This window comes from Chromobacterium sp. W521 (assembly GCF_052805975.1).
The window spans coordinates 68,394-84,908 of the sequence record NZ_JBRBAF010000016.1 but is presented as its reverse complement, the minus strand read 5'-3'; the positions used below and the strand labels follow the sequence as shown (position 1 = coordinate 84,908).

Annotated in this window: 13 protein-coding genes; 9 read left to right on the top strand and 4 right to left on the bottom strand. The window is 57.7% G+C overall.

Annotation, left to right across the window (positions count from 1 at the left end; genetic code table 11):
• Positions 1 to 11: 11 nt before the first annotated feature.
• The 3 genes from gyrB to dnaA form a co-directional block, all read right to left on the bottom strand.
• On the bottom strand, positions 12 to 2,402 hold the full coding sequence (gene gyrB / locus ACUXV1_RS20855; RefSeq protein ID WP_043592544.1) for a DNA topoisomerase (ATP-hydrolyzing) subunit B: 2,391 nt from the start codon (positions 2,400 to 2,402) through the stop codon (positions 12 to 14).
• Between the two features lie 143 nt (positions 2,403 to 2,545).
• Positions 2,546 to 3,655: a DNA polymerase III subunit beta gene (gene dnaN / locus ACUXV1_RS20850; protein WP_043592545.1), complete on the bottom strand. Its 1,110-nt coding sequence runs from the start codon at positions 3,653 to 3,655 to the stop codon at positions 2,546 to 2,548.
• A 54-nt stretch (positions 3,656 to 3,709) separates the two neighbouring features.
• Complete coding sequence (gene dnaA / locus ACUXV1_RS20845; RefSeq protein WP_446016364.1) at positions 3,710 to 5,104, bottom strand: chromosomal replication initiator protein DnaA; 1,395 nt, start codon at positions 5,102 to 5,104, stop codon at positions 3,710 to 3,712.
• 457 nt (positions 5,105 to 5,561) lie between these two features.
• On the opposite strand from dnaA, the gene rpmH reads away from it, so the two are divergent.
• The 9 genes from rpmH (at position 5,562) to ACUXV1_RS20800 (ending at position 15,051) form a co-directional block, all read left to right on the top strand.
• Positions 5,562 to 5,696, top strand: a complete 135-nt coding sequence (gene rpmH, locus ACUXV1_RS20840; RefSeq protein ID WP_019100333.1) for a 50S ribosomal protein L34 — start codon at positions 5,562 to 5,564, stop codon at positions 5,694 to 5,696.
• Between the two features lie 4 nt (positions 5,697 to 5,700).
• A complete protein-coding gene (rnpA, locus tag ACUXV1_RS20835; protein WP_039753648.1) occupies positions 5,701 to 6,066 on the top strand; it encodes a ribonuclease P protein component in 366 nt (121 codons plus the stop codon).
• Entirely contained in the window at positions 6,042 to 6,251 is a 210-nt protein-coding gene (gene yidD / locus ACUXV1_RS20830) for a membrane protein insertion efficiency factor YidD (RefSeq protein WP_043639818.1), read from the top strand. Before rnpA ends, yidD begins: the two co-directional genes overlap by 25 nt.
• Positions 6,252 to 6,272: 21 nt before the next feature.
• The gene (gene yidC / locus ACUXV1_RS20825; protein ID WP_337883710.1) at positions 6,273 to 7,925 is read left to right on the top strand and encodes a membrane protein insertase YidC; all 1,653 of its coding nucleotides are present in this window, start codon (positions 6,273 to 6,275) and stop codon (positions 7,923 to 7,925) included.
• 124 nt (positions 7,926 to 8,049) lie between these two features.
• A complete protein-coding gene (mnmE, locus tag ACUXV1_RS20820) occupies positions 8,050 to 9,402 on the top strand; it encodes a tRNA uridine-5-carboxymethylaminomethyl(34) synthesis GTPase MnmE (protein ID WP_194427242.1) in 1,353 nt (450 codons plus the stop codon).
• A 445-nt stretch (positions 9,403 to 9,847) separates the two neighbouring features.
• A complete protein-coding gene (locus tag ACUXV1_RS20815; protein WP_446016365.1) occupies positions 9,848 to 11,065 on the top strand; it encodes a tyrosine-type recombinase/integrase in 1,218 nt (405 codons plus the stop codon).
• Between the two features lie 584 nt (positions 11,066 to 11,649).
• A complete protein-coding gene (locus tag ACUXV1_RS20810; protein ID WP_019100960.1) occupies positions 11,650 to 11,868 on the top strand; it encodes an AlpA family transcriptional regulator in 219 nt (72 codons plus the stop codon).
• 11 nt (positions 11,869 to 11,879) lie between these two features.
• On the top strand, positions 11,880 to 13,040 hold the full coding sequence (locus ACUXV1_RS20805; protein ID WP_446016366.1) for an AAA family ATPase: 1,161 nt from the start codon (positions 11,880 to 11,882) through the stop codon (positions 13,038 to 13,040).
• Between the two features lie 1,537 nt (positions 13,041 to 14,577).
• Entirely contained in the window at positions 14,578 to 15,051 is a 474-nt protein-coding gene (locus tag ACUXV1_RS20800; RefSeq protein WP_446016367.1) for an Lrp/AsnC family transcriptional regulator, read from the top strand.
• A 467-nt stretch (positions 15,052 to 15,518) separates the two neighbouring features.
• On the opposite strand, the gene ACUXV1_RS20795 is transcribed toward ACUXV1_RS20800, so the two are convergent.
• Positions 15,519 to 16,442, bottom strand: coding sequence for a LysR family transcriptional regulator (locus tag ACUXV1_RS20795; protein ID WP_114153314.1), 924 nt, complete (start codon positions 16,440 to 16,442; stop codon positions 15,519 to 15,521).
• Between the last annotated feature and the right edge of the window lie 73 nt (positions 16,443 to 16,515).

Genomic DNA, 16,515 nt, shown 5'->3' with positions numbered 1-16,515 from the left:
ATCCTACACCCTTACACGTCAATATTCCGCGCAATCAATGCATTGCCCTCAATGAAGTTCCGGCGCGGTTCCACTTCGTCGCCCATCAGGGTGGTGAACACGTCGTCCGCGCTCATCACGTCTTCAATGCGCACCTTCAGCAGGCGGCGCACGGTGGGGTCCATGGTGGTTTCCCACAGCTGTTCCGGGTTCATCTCGCCCAGGCCTTTATAGCGCTGGATGTTCATGCCCTTCTTCACTTCCGCCAGCAGCCAGTCCAGCGCTTCGCCAAACTCCGCCACCGGTTTCACGGTTTCGCCGCGTTTGACGTGGGCGCCTTCGCGCAGCAGGCCGCTGAGCATGTCGCCGGTTTTCTTCATTTCCGCGTAGTCGCCGGATTCCAGGAAGTCCTGGTCCATCACCGTTACCATCACGTTGCCGTGCAGTTTGCGGATGATTTTGATCAGGTGGCCGTCGTTCTTTTCGTCGCGCAGCAGTTGCAGTTCGATGGCGTCCGCCGGCAGCAGCGCGCTCAGTTTGGCCAGCGCGGCGTCCGCTTCTTGCTGGCTGCTGAGGGACAGCGGGCCGGTTTTGAGCATGGCTTCCAGCACCAGCGGGTCTATCACGCGGCTTTCACGTTCAATCACGGAGCGGGTCAGCAGGAACTGGCGGGCAATTTCGCCCAGGGTGTCGCCGGACAATGCGGCGGCGCCTTCGGCCGGGATCAGTTCGGCTTTTTCCAGCGCCAGTTGCAGCAGGAACTGGTTGAGCTCGGAGTCGTCCTTGAGGTAGCGCTCTTGCTTGCCCAGTTTGGCCTTGTACAGCGGCGGCTGGGCAATGTAGATGTGGCCACGCTCTACTAGTTCGCTCATTTGGCGGTAGAAGAAGGTGAGCAGCAGGGTGCGGATGTGCGCGCCGTCCACGTCGGCATCGGTCATGATGATGATGCGGTGGTAGCGCAGTTTGTCCGGGTTGTATTCGTCCTTGCCAATGCCGCAGCCCATGGCGGTGATCAGGGTGGCCACTTCCTGGCTTTGCAGCATTTTGTCGAAGCGGGCGCGTTCCACGTTCAGGATCTTGCCCTTCAGCGGCAGGATGGCCTGGAATTTGCGGTCGCGGCCTTGTTTGGCGGAGCCGCCGGCGGAGTCACCCTCCACCAGGTACAGTTCGCACAGCTTGGGGTCTTTTTCCTGGCAGTCCGCCAGTTTGCCGGGCAGGCCCAGGCCGTCCATGATGCCTTTGCGGCGGGTGATTTCGCGGGCCTTGCGCGCGGCTTCGCGGGCGCGGGCGGCTTCCACAATCTTGCCGCAGATGATTTTGGCGTCGTTGGGGTGTTCCAGCAGATAGGTTTTCAGCGCTTCGCTGATCACTTCATTGACCACCGGGCCAATTTCGCTGGAAACCAGTTTGTCCTTGGTTTGGCTGGAGAACTTGGGGTCCGGCAGTTTGACGGAGAGCACGCAGGTCAGGCCTTCGCGCATGTCGTCGCCGGAGGTGTCCACCTTGGCCTTTTTGGCCACTTCGGATTCTTCGATGTACTGGTTCAGCGTGCGGGTCATCACCTGGCGCAGTGCGGTCATGTGGGTGCCGCCATCGCGCTGGGGGATGTTGTTGGTGAAGCACTGGACGCTTTCCTGGTAGGAGTCGTTCCACTGCATCGCCACTTCCACGCTCATGCCGTCTTTTTCGCCAATGCCGTAGAACACCTTGGGGTGCAGCACGGTCTTGTTGCGGTTCATGTATTCCACGAAGCCGGCCACGCCGCCGGAGAAGGCGAAGTTTTCTTCCTTCCCGGTGCGCTTGTCTATCAGCTGGATGCCCACGCCCTGATTCAGAAAGGACAGTTCGCGGATGCGCTTGGCCAGGATGTCGAAGTGGAATTCCACCAGGCCGAAGGTTTCTTCGCTGGCGCGGAAGGTCACTTCCGTGCCGCGGTGGTTGGTGTGGCCGGTCACGGTGAGCGGGGCCACGGCGTCGCCGCGGCGGAATTCCATTTCATGGACTTTGCCGTCGCGCCAGATTTTCAGTTTCAGCCAATCGGACAGCGCGTTCACCACGGAAACGCCCACGCCGTGCAGGCCGCCGGAGATCTTGTAGCTGTTGCTGTCGAATTTGCCGCCGGCGTGCAGGATGGTCATGATCACTTCCGCCGCCGATCGCCCTTCTTCCGGGTGGATGTCGGTGGGGATGCCCCGGCCGTTGTCTTCCACGGTGATGGAGTTGTCGGGGTTGATGATGACCTTGATGGTGTCGGCATGGCCGGCCAGCGCTTCGTCAATGGCGTTGTCCAGCACTTCAAACACCATGTGGTGCAAGCCGGTGCCGTCCGAGGTGTCGCCAATATACATGCCGGGGCGTTTGCGTACGGCATCCAATCCTTTGAGGACTTTGATGCTATCCGCGCCGTATTCCTGTTCGCTCATCTGCTGCTTTCTGTATGGAGAGGGGCCGGGCGGGCCGGGAGTGATTCCTGGCGCCGCGCGGCCGGCCTCTGCCGGTCAATCTGAAAATCCGTTTGCCGGGGCGGGGCCTCCGCCGCCGGCGGGCTGCCGGGTGGCGGCCGGCGTCAAATCCGCATGGGCATGACGATGTATTTGAAGTTGCTCACGTCCGGTATGGTGACCAGGGTGCTGCGGTTGGAGTCGCCAAAGGCCATCTGCAGGGTGTCCGCCGGCAGGTTGGTCAGCACGTCCATCAGGTAGTTGATGTTGAAGCCGATTTCCAGCTCGCCGCCCTGGTAGGCAATTTCCAGTTCTTCTTCCGCTTCTTCCTGCTCGCTGTTGGTGCAGAGAATGGACATGGAGCCGGGCTTGAGCACCAGGCGCACGCCGCGGAATTTCTCGTTGGCCAGGATGGCGGCGCGCTGCAAGGCGTGCAGGAATTCCAGGCGTTCGATCAGGAAGATCTTGTCGTTGTCCAGCGGGATGACGCGGTTGTAGTCCGGGAACTTGCCGTCCACCACTTTGCTGATGATGACGGTGGAGCCGAAGCTGAAGCGCACCTGATTGGCCAGCACTTCGATATTGATCGGGTCGTCGATGTCCTGCAGCAGCTTGTACAGCTCGATGATGGTCTTGCGCGGCAGGATCACTTCGGATTTGGGCAGGTTGGCTTCCACGTCCGCGCTGGCGAAGGCCAGGCGGTGGCCGTCGGTGGCCACCAGGCGCACTTGGTTACCGTCGGTCTGCATCAACAGGCCGTTCAGGTAGTAGCGGATGTCCTGCACCGCCATTGCGTATTGCACCTGGGAGATCAGGCGCTTGAGTTCGCGCTGGCTCAGGCTAAAGCTGGAGTCGCTGGCGCTGCCCACGGACAAGAGCGGGAAGTCGTCTGCCGGCAGGGTTTGCAGGTTGAAGCGGCTCTTGCCGGCTTTCAGGGTCAGGCGGCCGCCGTCCAGTTGTTCCAGGGTCACAGTTGCGTTGCCCGGGATGGCGCGCAGGATGTCCTGCAGCTTTTTGGCGGAGGTGGTCAGGCGGAAGTCTTCGCCCGGTAATTCATCGCTGCTGGCGGTGGTGATCTGGATTTCCAGGTCCGTGGCCAGGAAGCCCACTTGTCCGCCTTTTTTCTCTATCAGCACATTGGACAGGATGGGCAGGGTGTGACGACGCTCGACAATGCCGGTGACTGCCAGCAGTGGCTTGAGCAGGGCATCGCGTTCGGCTTGCAGGATCAGCATGGGGCGGGCTCCCGTTGGGTGTTTGTGAGTCGGTTCAAGTTAGGCTTCATGGTCTTAGTTACGCAGCATGGCCAGCAGCGTGTCGTAATCGTGAGCAATATCGGCGTCGTTGCCGCGCATTTCGGCAATGGTCTTGCACGCGTGCAGCACGGTGGTGTGGTCGCGGCCGCCAAAGGCGTCGCCGATATTGGGCAGGGACAGCTGGGTCAGTTCCTTGGCCAGCGCCATCGCCACCTGGCGCGGCCGGGCGATGTCGCGGCTGCGCTTTTTGCTGTGCATGTCGGACAGCTTGATCTTGTAGTACTCGGCCACGGTTTTCTGGATGGCGTCCACGGTCACCTGGCGGTTGCCGGCGGCCAGGATGTCTTTGAGCGCTTCCTTGACCAGTTCCAGCGAGATGTTCTGATTGGTAAAGCGGGCGTAAGCCACCACGCGCTTGAGCGCGCCTTCCAGTTCGCGCACGTTGGAGCGCACGTTCTGGGCAATGAAGAAGGCCACGTTGTGATCCAGCTTGATGCTGTCGGCCTCGGCCTTTTTCATCAAGATGGCCACGCGCATTTCCAGCTCCGGCGGCTGGATTTCCACGGTCAGGCCCCAGGAGAAGCGGGAGATCAGCCGCTCTTCCATGCCTTCTATCTGCTTGGGGTAGCTGTCACAGGTCATGATGACCTGCTTGCCGCCCTCGATCAGCGCGTTGAAGGCGTAGAAGAATTCTTCCTGGGTGCGGTTCTTGCCGGCGAAGAACTGGATGTCGTCGATCAGCAGCAGGTCCAGCGAGTGGTAGTAGCGCTTGAATTCGTCAAAGGCCTTGTGCTGGTAGGCGCGCATGATGTCGGCCACGTAGCGTTCGGCGTGGATGTAGCGGATTTTGGCTTGCGGGTTCTTTTGGAACACGTGGTTGCCGATGGCCTGGATCAAGTGGGTCTTACCCAGGCCCACGCCGCCGTAGACAAACAGCGGGTTGTAGGCCTGGTCGCCCGGGTTTTCCGCAATTTGCATGGCCGCGGCGCGCGCCAGCTGGTTGCCCTTGCCGGTCACCAGGGTGTCGAAGGTGAACGAGGGGTTGAGCCGGGTGCTTTCGTGGCTGCCGCCAATGGCTTTGACCGCGGCCTGCTTGGCCTGGGACGGCGCGCTGGGCGCCGGCACGCTGGGTGCGGGCTTGGCTTTGGCCGGCGCCACCGCGGGCGCGGCCAGCGGCCGGCCGGCGGGCGCGCCCAGGCGCAGCTCCACCAAGCATTCGCCCACCAGTTCCACCGCCAGTTCTTCAATGCGCGCCAGGAAGCGGTCCTTGATGAACTGCATGATGAAGCGGTTGGGCGCAAACAGCGCGATGCCCTCTTCCGTGGTTTCGGCCGATAGCGGCTTGATCCAGGTATTGAACTGTTGCGAAGACAGTTCGGCCTCCAGGCGGGCCAGGCAGCCAGGCCAAAATTGATCCAGTTCGGTCATTACATATACGCAAGTAAAAGCGAAAAACCCGCTGTCGGCGTTACGGCCAAGCGGCGGGAGAAGCCGCCGCGCCCCGTACGCGGGGCGGACGACGTGTGTTCGGCATGATTCAAGGGCCGCGGGCCGCACATCGCCGGGCCGCAAGGCGGGCGATGCATCGATGGGGCGGCCCCCGAGAACCGCTGGCAAAATTCCTGGATCGGCCCGCGCCGCGCTTGCGCGGGCGCGCGTTGCTCCAGTGGGTTGGGCTGAATTTTGGCAGTGCTTCTCTAGGGTTGGCGTTCCGCCCCGGCGCGCGTTCAATAATTGCGCAGCGAACTCGGAACGGTAAGCCTTGGCATTCTAACGGTTTTTCTCAAAGTTATCCACAGGTGCTTAGAAAATTCCTCATTGACAAACCGGCGTTTATCCTGTCAAATCACGCGTTTATTTCCGTTTCGAAACAGGAATTCCAATCATGAAGCGTACTTACCAGCCCTCCAATACCCGTCGTAAACGCACTCACGGCTTTCTGGTCCGCATGAAGTCCCGCGGCGGCCGTGCTGTGATCGCAGCTCGTCGTTCCAAAGGCCGCAAGCGTCTGGCCGTATAAGCCTTTGTCGGCTTACCGCTTTCGCCGTGCGCACCGGCTATTAAAAACGGATGAGTTCTCATCCGTTTTTAGTTTGCGGATGTCGCGCAGCAACGCCACGTTTCAGGTATCGGCCCGACCCAATGAATTGGGGCACGCGCGGCTGGGCCTGGTGGTGGGCCGCAAGGTCCACAAGCGGGCCGTGCGTCGCAACTACATCAAGCGCACGGTGCGCGAATGGTTCCGCCTGAACCGGCAAACGCTGCCGGACATGGACTTCGTGGTCCGCGCCAAGGTGCCTTTTACGCGCGCCGAGCGAACTGAAGTGATCACGGCTTTGTCTTCTCTGTTTGCTAAACTGGCACGATGTCGCGCCTCTTCATCCTCCTGATCCGTTTTTACCAGCTGGCTATCAGCCCGTGGCTGGCACCGCGTTGCCGCTTCCAGCCCACCTGTTCCAGCTACGCGATCGAAGCGGTGAAAAAGCACGGCGCACTCAAGGGCGGCTGGCTGGCCGCCAGACGCATCGGACGTTGCCACCCCTGGGGCGGCAGCGGCTACGACCCAGTTCCCTGAACTTAAATCCGGTATCGAGAGATGGATTCCAAGCGCCTCATAATCTTCATCATGCTGTCCCTGGGCATCCTGCTAGGTTGGCAGGAGTTTTTCGCGCCCAAGCCGACGCCGCAGCAAGTTGCCGCGCAAAAGCAGGCCGCCACGCAGCAGCAGGCCGCCAACGGCGCGTCCCACAACGCCCAGCCGGTGGATTCCAACAAACTGACTTCCGGCCAGCGCATCACGGTGAACACCGATGTGCTGAAGGCGGAGATCGACACCGTGGGCGGCGATCTGCGCCAGCTGACGCTGTTGAAGCATGATTCCGCCGTGGACAGCAAAAAGCCGCTTGATCTGCTGACGGACCGGAACGGCCGCGTCTATGTGGCGCAAACCGGCCTGGTGGCCGCCAGCAACCCGGCGCTGCCCACCCACAAAACCGTGTTCACCGCTGAAAAGACCAGCTACGAGCTCTCCGGCGACAAGCTGGAAGTGAAGCTGACCGCGCCGGAAGCCAACGGCGTGAAGGTAAGCAAGATCTACACCTTCACCAAGGGCAGCTACAAGATTGGCGTGCGTTACGACATCGCCAACGGCGGCGCCGCGCCGCTGGCCGCCACCGCTTACTACCGCCTGCTGCGCGACAGCCAAACGCCGGAAGGCGAAGGCCGCCTGGCCCACACCTTCACCGGCCCGGCTGTTTACACCTCGGAAAACAAATTCCAGAAGGTGAGCTTCGACGACCTGGCCAAGGGCAAGGGCGATTACGCCAAGACCGGCAGCGATGGCTGGGTGGCCATGATCCAGCACTACTTCATGTCCGCGTGGATTCTGAAGCCGCTGGACGGCGCCAGCGTGTGCAAGGACGACAAGTCCTGCCGCTTTGAGCTGAAACAGAGCAACGGCCTGAACTCCGCCGCCGCGCTGGTGGATTACGCCACCATCACCCCGGGCCAGAGCCTGAGCGTGTCCGTGCCGCTGTTCGCCGGCCCGGAAGAGTACGATGTGATCAGCAAGCTGGCCGACGGCATGGAATACGCCAAGGACTTCGGCATCTTCCACATCTTCGCCTCCCCGCTGTTCTGGCTGCTGACCAAGCTGCACCTGCTGGTGCAGAACTGGGGCTGGGCCATCGTGCTGCTGACCCTGACCGTCAAGGCCATCTTCTACCCGCTGACCGCCGCGTCCTACCGCTCCATGGCCAAGATGAAGGCGCTGGCGCCGCGTCTTGAGCGCATGAAGGAGCAGTACGGCGACGACCGCATGAAGTTCCAGCAGGCGGTGATGGAGATGTACAAGTCCGAGAAGGTGAATCCGCTGGGCGGCTGCCTGCCCATGCTGATACAGATCCCGGTGTTCATCGGCCTGTACTGGGCGCTGCTGGCTTCGGTTGAGCTGCGCCAGGCGCCGTGGATCCTGTGGTACACCGACTTGGCCCGCCCGGACCCGTACTATGTGCTGCCGGTAATCATGGCTGCCACCATGTTCCTGCAAACTTTCCTGAACCCGCCGCCGGCGGACCCGATGCAGGCCAAGATGATGAAAATCATGCCGGTGGCCTTCTCGGTGATGTTCTTCTTCTTCCCGTCCGGCCTGGTGCTGTACTACGTGGTCAACAACATCTTGTCGATGGCCCAGCAGTGGCAGATCAACAAGAGCATCGAGAAGAAAAACAAGGCCGCGCTGCAATCCTGATTGCCCCGCGCGCTCTGAACCCCAAACCCGGCCGCATGGCCGGGTTTTTTGCTGGATAATTGAAGCGTATTCGCCACGACGCCCCGCCGCGCGGGGGCCGCGGCCCAGATTCCAAGGAATGCCCATGAGCCTCAGCTACACCCCCGCCACCATCTGCGCCATCGCCACAGCTCCCGGCCGCGGCGGCGTTGGCGTAATCCGCGTGTCCGGCAAGGATTTGCTGCCCTTCGCCGCCGCCGTCAGCGGCGGCAAAACGCCCAAGCCGCGCTACGCGCTCTACACCGACTTCGTCGACGCCCACGGCCAGCCGCTGGACAACGGCCTGCTGCTCTACTTCCCCGGCCCCAACAGCTTTACCGGCGAGGACGTGATCGAGCTGCAAGGCCACGGCGGGCCGGTGGTGCTGAAAATGCTGCTGGCGCGCTGCGTGGAGCTGGGCGCGCGGCTGGCGGAGCCGGGCGAATTCACCAAGCGCGCCTTCCTCAACGACAAGCTGGACCTGGCCCAGGCGGAAAGCGTGGCGGACTTGATCGACGCCAGCAGCGAAACCGCGGCCAAGAGCGCGCTTAAATCGCTGAAAGGCGCCTTCTCCAAGGAAATCCACGTGCTGGTGGACGAGCTGATCACCCTGCGCATGCTGGTGGAGGCAACCCTGGACTTCCCGGAAGAGGAAATCGACTTCCTCAAACAGGCGGACGCGCTAGGCAAGCTGGAACGGCTGCGCGGCCGGCTGGTGCAGGTGCAGGCCACCGCCAAACAGGGCGCCATCCTGCGCGAGGGCATGCACGTGGTGCTGGTGGGCCAGCCCAATGTCGGCAAATCCAGCCTGATGAACGCGCTGGCCGGCGACGACATCGCCATCGTGACGGACATCGCCGGCACCACCCGCGACACCGTGCGCGAGGAAATCGTCATCGACGGCGTGCCGGTGCACATCATAGACACCGCCGGCCTGCGCGACACCGACGACGTGGTGGAGAAGATAGGCATAGAACGCACTTGGCAGGCGGTGGAGCGCGCGGACCTGGCCTTGGTGCTGGCGGACAGCCGCGACGGCCTGACCGGCGAAGTGCAAGCCATCCTGCAACGGCTGCCGGCCGCGCTGCCGCGCGTGCACGTGTTCAACAAGGTGGACCTGTCCGGCGAAGCGCCGGGCCTGGCCGATGAAGACGGCCACCCGCTGGTGCGCCTGTCCGCGCGTACCCACGCCGGCGTGGATCTACTCAAGGCCAAGCTGCTGGAGATGATAGGCTACAGCGGCGGCGGCGAAGGCGTGTTCCTGGCACGCCAGCGCCACCTGGACGCCATCCGCCGCGCCGCCGAACACCTAGAGCTGGCGCACGCGGACTGGGAGCAAGTGGAAATCTTCGCCGAGGAGCTACGTATGGCGCAGAACGCGCTGTCCGAGATCACCGGCGAATTCAGCGCCGACGATCTGCTGGGGGTGATCTTCAGCCGGTTCTGTATTGGCAAATAACTGGATGTCCGACGACATCCAGCAGCATCCAAAAAACCCCTCACAACCATTGCTATTGCTACATTATTCCGTCCAGTAGCATCCAGCAACATCCATAGACAGCCGATGGCTTTAGGTACACACTTAGGCACACACTCGATAGTGTAGGTTTTTATGTGTACCTAGACCAACGGCTTTTCCTTTCCTCAAGATCAAATTTCAAATACATTGTCATATTAATTTGGTACACAAATTTCAACACCTATTTACGTGTACCAAAAACAATAAATCTAATATATTTCAATGACTTGCAAAGCATTTGATTTTGAGATTTATACAGAATCTACTCCGTTTTTCCGGGGTTTATTTGCCAAATTTCGCGCATAAATTTTGGAACCTACATAGAGCAAGGCTTATAGCCACTATCGTGTACCTTTGATTTCGAGCGTGTACCAAAGGGGAGACTATGCCAAGAGTTACCAAACTACTGACCGATGCCCGTATCAATGCATTGAAGCCAAAAGATGCTCGCTACCGGATCACGGACTCGGGTGGCTTGCTGCTGGAAGTGATGCCTAGCGGTACCAAGGTCTGGCGCTATCGCTATCAATTGCATGGGGTTCGGCAGCCGACTTTGACTATTGGGCCTTACCCAGAAATCAGCTTGAAAGCTGCACGCAAGCAGCGGGATGCATGGGCAGAGCTAGTAGCTCATGGAGAGTCCCCTAAGCGAGCAGTCCAAGCGGCCAAAGTGGAACGGCTCAATACGGTTGCGGCCTTCGCCGACAATTGGTTGGAGGAGCAGCTAGAGGGAAAATCAGGCAGCTATCAGAAGACGATGCGCCGGATCATGGACAAGGACGTATTACCTTGGTTAGGGGGCATGCCACTGATGGAAGTGAAGCCGTCTGACGTGCTGGAGCTTTGCGACCGGATCAAGGCCCGCGGAGCTCCAAAGATGGCCCTTGTTACGCGCAACGCACTTAAGCGCATGTACGACTATGCGATAGCACGACAACTAGCGGAAACCAACCCTGCCGCAGCTTTGGTGGCCCGCTTTATCGCAGTGGAAGAAAGCCGCGACCGGGTGCTATCAGGCGAGGAAATCGGCCAAGTACTACGGGCCGTGTACCAATCAGATGTCCGCCGATCTCTACGACTGGCACTGCACCTGTTAGCCATCACCATGGTTAGAAAGAGCGAACTGATTCAAGCGACTTGGTCTGAATTTGATTTGGATGCTGGGATATGGGACATCCCCGCTGAGCGGATGAAGAAAAACAAGCCCCATCGGGTGTACCTATCCCGCCAAGCATTGGAAATGCTGCAAGAACTAAAGATTTTGGCAGGACATTCCAAGTTTCTTTTCCCGAGCAGTCGTAGCCGAGAAGATAGGCCGATTGGCCGGAGCACGCTCAATCAAGCTGTGAACTCACTATCGCTGGATGTGCAGCATTTCGTCCTACATGACTTCCGCCGCACGGCATCCACTCATTTACATGAGATGGGCTATCCGTCCGACGCCATTGAAAAGGCACTAGCTCACAAAATCGTCGGAATTAAAGGGGTTTATAACCGTGCCGAGTATGCTGAGCAGCGGAAAACAGTCTTGCAAGCATGGTCTGATTTTGTCCAGGCGCAGATTGATGCGGCTAAATTAATTACAAACGATAAGAAAAAGTAATATAGCAACACACGTCTGATTAGCTTTTATGCAATAGTTGGCTCGCCCTGGTAGGCCTGCGGTCAATACAACCCATTTGACCCTCGTAAATCCATTCTTTATCAGTGCCCCCCAGCGCGCGCTATCGAAGCCCCGCCTCGCCCCCGCACTTCATTGGCCGCTAATCATGCAGCTGCATGAACCCGTTCCAGGCCCTTGCCGTATGGCCTGGCGCGCCCTTGTCCCCCCGCCCGGATTCATGCGTTTTCATGCACGCTATGCATGCAGTCGCCGTGTTCGCTGACCGTCCCCGCTTCGCGTTTTCCTGCTGTCCCCCGTTTCCTTGCCGCTGAGTTCGTCCTAGCTCGTCCACCGCCATCCGATGCCGTTCCGTGGCGGGCCATTTTGCGCCCGCGTTCCTGTTTTCCCGCCCATCGTCAAGGGCAAAAACCGCGTTTTTTTGGCATTTCAAATTTTTTTGTTGTGTGGGAACGCGGCACAACCCTACCCCCAAACCCCCTTTGTAATTTCCGCAATACTGCGTTCGCTGATCGGCGTATCCGATGCCATCCACTGCTATCCACCTCCACCAACAAGGACGCTTCATGACCGCTGTTGCCGCTTCGCCCTCTTCTCAACCGCTGCGCTTTCTGCGCTTGCCGGAAGTCATCGCCACCTGCGGCCTGTCCCGCTCGTCGGTGTACGACGCCATCAAGCAGGGCCGTTTCCCGGCTCCGGTGCCGCTGGGCGGCAAGAGCGTGGCCTGGCTGTCCTCTGAAATCGAGAGCTGGATGGCGGCACGCATCGCGGCACGCCGCGCTTAGCCGCACCGTTCGTGATCATCGAACGCAAGCCATCCGATGGGACAGTAGCGAAAGTCGTAGAAACGACGATTGAGACATTGAACACAGTCTTCACAAGCCACAACGAGGCCAGGGACAACTTTCCTGAAGAGAAAGACGCCGCGATTAGGCGACTAAAGCTGCACTTTGCCCAAGAGTTCTCAAAATCACAGGATTTAGACAAGCACAAAACAGATCAGGCTCGGCGCGAGCGCCACCGTCAGCGCTACGAGAGCTGCGCCATCAAGCTGAAGACAGAGATTGATCGACTGAAAGCAATCATCAGCCAAGCTCAGCTTGGCCGCGAGGAAATCAATAAGCGCATCGAGAACTTACTTGGAGGCGAGAGCGTCCAGATCGCGGTGGTTGCCACTGCCGAAGGCGACAGGTTCCAACTTGTCCGGCGCGATGGAAAGCCGGCGCGACATCTGAGCGAGGGCGAGAAGACTGCCGTAGCTTTCTCGTTCTTCCTTACCAAGCTGCAGGAGATCAAGGATTTCGACAGGGCTATCGTCTACATTGATGATCCGATTTCGAGTCTCGACAGCAACCATATCTTCCAAGTTGCCGCGATCATCAAGGAGACTTTTTTCCATCAACCCGTCGCAAATGCCCCTTGGACGACGCGCTGTAAGCAGGTTTTCTTTTCGACCCACAATTTCGAGTTCTTCTCGCTCCTGCGCGAGCTCAAGCCCGAGGGGAAGACATCACCTCTCTACTTGGTCAAGCGAACCGGGCCGAACACGTCGTCCTTGTCGAACATGCCCGAGTCGATGCAGCGATACGATTCGGAGTACCACTTCCTGTTCCACGTGCTCGACGACTTCCATAAATCTGTCGATAAGACCGACTTGAAGGTGCTCATGTTGCTGCCGAACGCTGTTCGTAGATTCGTCGAGCTTTACACTTATTCCAAGTATCCTGACCGTCGCATGTCGCCAGTCGATGTCCGAGCCGAGCGCGTGTTCGGAGGAGAAAAGGCAAAGAGGATCTTGAAGACACTGCATTATTTCAGCCACGCCAATAATATCGAGCGGATGTCTGAGAACAACAACTTGATGTGCGACATTGAGGGTGCCGTCGGCGATCTCATGGAATACCTTCAGGCGTCCGACCCTGACCACCTCGCAGCGCTCAGAGCCGCTGTAACCTAGATAGGAGTGGTGGAGCTTGCATTCCGGCGTTGCGTTGAACGTACGCTTCTAAGTTTTTTGAATGATGGCTTAGGGTCGAAAGTTACCATTCATTGATGGTATGCATTCACCGCTGGGGGCATCTACGGGGGCATGTATAAATTTAATTTAAAATTTAATAATTAAATATCAATTAATTAAAACATCACTTCGACTCCTGTCGGGTCTACATTCCCCGCCAGATTTAGAGCCGCCAACAAAATCCCTAATACATTACAAGAAACGATGTAACCTGCGCCGAATCTCGCACAAGGCAAGCAGCGCCAATACAGGCATCTCTGGATTTATTTTATCCGTACTATTAGCAAAACTCACCCCATAAATTTTTAGCGTATTGCGCAAGTCAATTAGCGGAATCCAAGATAGTGACTGACTTGCAAATAGGTTCACTAACATCGTCTCTTCGACTGGTGACGGGACTCTGATTCCGGTTGTATTTGATATTAGCTCCACTGAACACTCCCATTTTTCCAGCTTACATAACAATTACTTAATCAGAGTGCCAAACAATATAGCCATAGCACCCACTTACTTTGCTGCAATTGCTCACAACCACATTGCAGACAATTGCGTGACCATTCCGGTCGAATAAGCATATCCGAAGTCGCTTGGACGGTTCATTGCCAATGACAGTGTGAGCAGACAAATGTTATCAGGCTAATTAGTATCGGCATGCAGTCCCCAATGACCGAGTGCTAAATATCGACAACATTGTAATCACACCGACCTCCTTCCTGATTTTTTGACATCGCGCACGCACCTGACATCAAGGGACAAGGCATGACATCTTTGGTGTCGGGCCTGCTGCAGCAACAACCTTTGCATATTTAATTTAAGGTATTGCAACAAATTTCTTCAAATTAAATTAATAATTTTCCGACCAACAAGGCCGACGCGATGAAACGGCACAACGTCAGGACATTTGGATGCTTCCGTGTCAGCTGGAGGCGGTCAATCCCAAGGTATTTGCTGGCTAAACTGGTTAAAAAAGATAAGAGAACTCTTTTTACAAGTTTGGGGCACTTGTGCTCTCTCTCTACCACCCTGTAGCAATACGGCAACAACCCATCAGATATACTCATCATATACATGATGAATTTTCACGATATTGGCATTTATGACTAAAAACCCAAAACCCTAAAAAGTGATGGCAAAGCGTTGATGAAAAAATACCGCCAAGGCCAATGCTAGGGAGGTACGGCTTTGATGACCGGCCCAGGCGGTAGTCACATCACTTGATGTTGCTTCTGTCCATGTAGAACCAACCGCTCGATCAGCGGCTTGAGCACTTTTCCAGCCCGGACAAATGGTGTTGACCGGTGGCAAGCCTGCTGGTGGCGGGCGGTCTGTAAAGGCTCTGCGCTATGACTTCTAATGTGACTTAATGTATGCCGGCCGAGCCAAAATAGGCTTTTCAATTGCTTGCCACCGGTTTACATTTCGGTTAATTATTTTTTATTTTTCCATATTTAGTGAAGAATCTTTTTCAGGAAGTGTTATGTCGGAAAATAAAACAGGATTATGCTCACGGGATAGAAAGATCCTGCAAGAGCTGCAAAGAAATGCCAGGTTGTCCAATGCCGAACTAGCTGAGCGCGTGGGTCTGTCCGCGTCGGCCTGCTGGAACCATACGCGTCAGCTTGAGGAAGATGGCTATATTCAGGGCTATGTGGCACTGATCAACCAGCAAAAGCTAGGGCTGCGGGATACCGTGCTGATTGAAATCACGCTCAATGCGCACGAGGAAAACACGCTGGCCCGCTTTGGAGAAGAGCTGGCAGCCTTACCTGAGGTGCTGGAAGCCCATCTGGTGTCTGGTGAATATGACTATCTGATCAAAGTAGCCGTGGATGGTACAGCTGGTTATGAGCGCTTTCTTCGGGAAAAGCTCTACCGGATTTCGGGTATTCGCCACAGCCGTTCACTGTTTGCCTTGCGCTGCTTGAAGTCGGTGCCATCAGTACAGGTATAGCGGCAGCGGTACCATGGCTGGCCACCTAGAGGTCACGCCTTCGCCGATCAATACCAAGACGAGCAAGAGGCTTCATAAGCAACTCTCACATGACGTCTTCTCAAGGCTGACTGTTGAATCACCCCGGCTTGTCTATATATTCCCCGTCAGATTTAGAGCCGCTAACAAAACCTCGCAGCGTACCTGAGCCAAGGCGCGCCGACGCAGGCAGTACAAGTGGTACGACAAGGAGGCGCAACGCAGGATCAGGGGTTTTGTTAGCGGGTTTTAGCCGACAGTCAGTCTTGAGAAGACGTTATAAGGAAGCACGGCGGCTACGAAAAAATACAAATCCTTGGTAGCCACATCGCACTTTAGGTACACGATTAGGTACACACGTACAAAAACAAAAAACACAAATCTTTTATTTACAAAGCGTTAATTCATTAAAAAACATTCTGTATTGAAACCAGCGCCAACAGCCACCGCTACGCCGCCAATGTCACTCCGGGATGAAAGTCGATAGCCGGCAAGGTTTCATCCAGCACCTGCAAAAAGGTGAAAGCGGCCGGCGATAGCGGCACGCCGCGGCGGGTGAACACGTGGACATCCCGCCGCAGCTCGGCCGCCTCAAACAAGCGGTAAGGCAGATCCCGCGCCGACGGGTGGGAGGCCGCCAGTGCCGACAGCACGCAAGCGCCCACCCCGGCGCGGATCAGGCAAAACTGCATGTCCAGATTGGTGACGGTGATCTTGCTGGACACCTGTTGCCAAAACTCAGGCTGGCTGCGCTCCAACGCGGACATGATGCTGGTGTCGCTCTCGTCCTGCAGCAAGGGCCATTGTCGCAAGGATTGGCAGTTGAGCGGCCCCGCCGGGGGCTCGAAGCCCGGCGGAAACATCACCCCCAGCCGGGCGGACAGCAGCTTGCGCTTGTCCAGCTTGTCTCCGGCCGCACCCACATAAGAGCCGATGCCGATGTCCACTTCCCCGGATTCGATGCGGCGCACCACGCCGCCGCTGGTATCGTCCAGCAGGCGCACATGGATGCACGGGTAGTCTCTTCTCAACCGTTTGAGCACCTCCGGCAGCACGCTGGACGCAAAGGCCATGCCGCTGGCCACGTAGACGCTGCCGCTGCTGCCGGCGGATTTTTCGCGCAGATCGGACAGCAGCAGTTCAAAGTCGTTCAGCAGCCGGCGGGCCACCGGCAGAAAGGCGTTGCCCTGAGTGGTGAGCGCCACTTTGCGGGTGGTGCGCTCAAACAGCGTCAGCCCAATCTCCTGTTCCAGCTCGCGTATGGTCTTGGTCAGCGTGGATTGCGTCAGAAACAACTGGCGGGCGGCGGCGGTGAAGCTTTCGGCTTCGGCAACGGCCGAGAAGGCGCGCAGGTGGCGGAGAGAGATATTCATGAAGGACTGGAATTGATTGTATTTATTAATTCATTTTACACCAATAACTTTCAATGCTTGCGTGCTTAACATC

Coding starts and splice junctions, on each gene's coding strand:
- gyrB (WP_043592544.1), bottom strand. CDS start 2,402: ATGAGCGAACAGGAATACGGCGCGGATAGCATCAAAGTCCTCAAAGGA.
- dnaN (WP_043592545.1), bottom strand. CDS start 3,655: ATGCTGATCCTGCAAGCCGAACGCGATGCCCTGCTCAAGCCACTGCTG.
- dnaA (WP_446016364.1), bottom strand. CDS start 5,104: ATGACCGAACTGGATCAATTTTGGCCTGGCTGCCTGGCCCGCCTGGAG.
- rpmH (WP_019100333.1), top strand. CDS start 5,562: ATGAAGCGTACTTACCAGCCCTCCAATACCCGTCGTAAACGCACTCAC.
- yidD (WP_043639818.1), top strand. CDS start 6,042: ATGTCGCGCCTCTTCATCCTCCTGATCCGTTTTTACCAGCTGGCTATC.
- yidC (WP_337883710.1), top strand. CDS start 6,273: ATGGATTCCAAGCGCCTCATAATCTTCATCATGCTGTCCCTGGGCATC.
- mnmE (WP_194427242.1), top strand. CDS start 8,050: ATGAGCCTCAGCTACACCCCCGCCACCATCTGCGCCATCGCCACAGCT.
- ACUXV1_RS20815 (WP_446016365.1), top strand. CDS start 9,848: ATGCCAAGAGTTACCAAACTACTGACCGATGCCCGTATCAATGCATTG.
- ACUXV1_RS20810 (WP_019100960.1), top strand. CDS start 11,650: ATGACCGCTGTTGCCGCTTCGCCCTCTTCTCAACCGCTGCGCTTTCTG.
- ACUXV1_RS20800 (WP_446016367.1), top strand. CDS start 14,578: ATGTCGGAAAATAAAACAGGATTATGCTCACGGGATAGAAAGATCCTG.
- ACUXV1_RS20795 (WP_114153314.1), bottom strand. CDS start 16,442: ATGAATATCTCTCTCCGCCACCTGCGCGCCTTCTCGGCCGTTGCCGAA.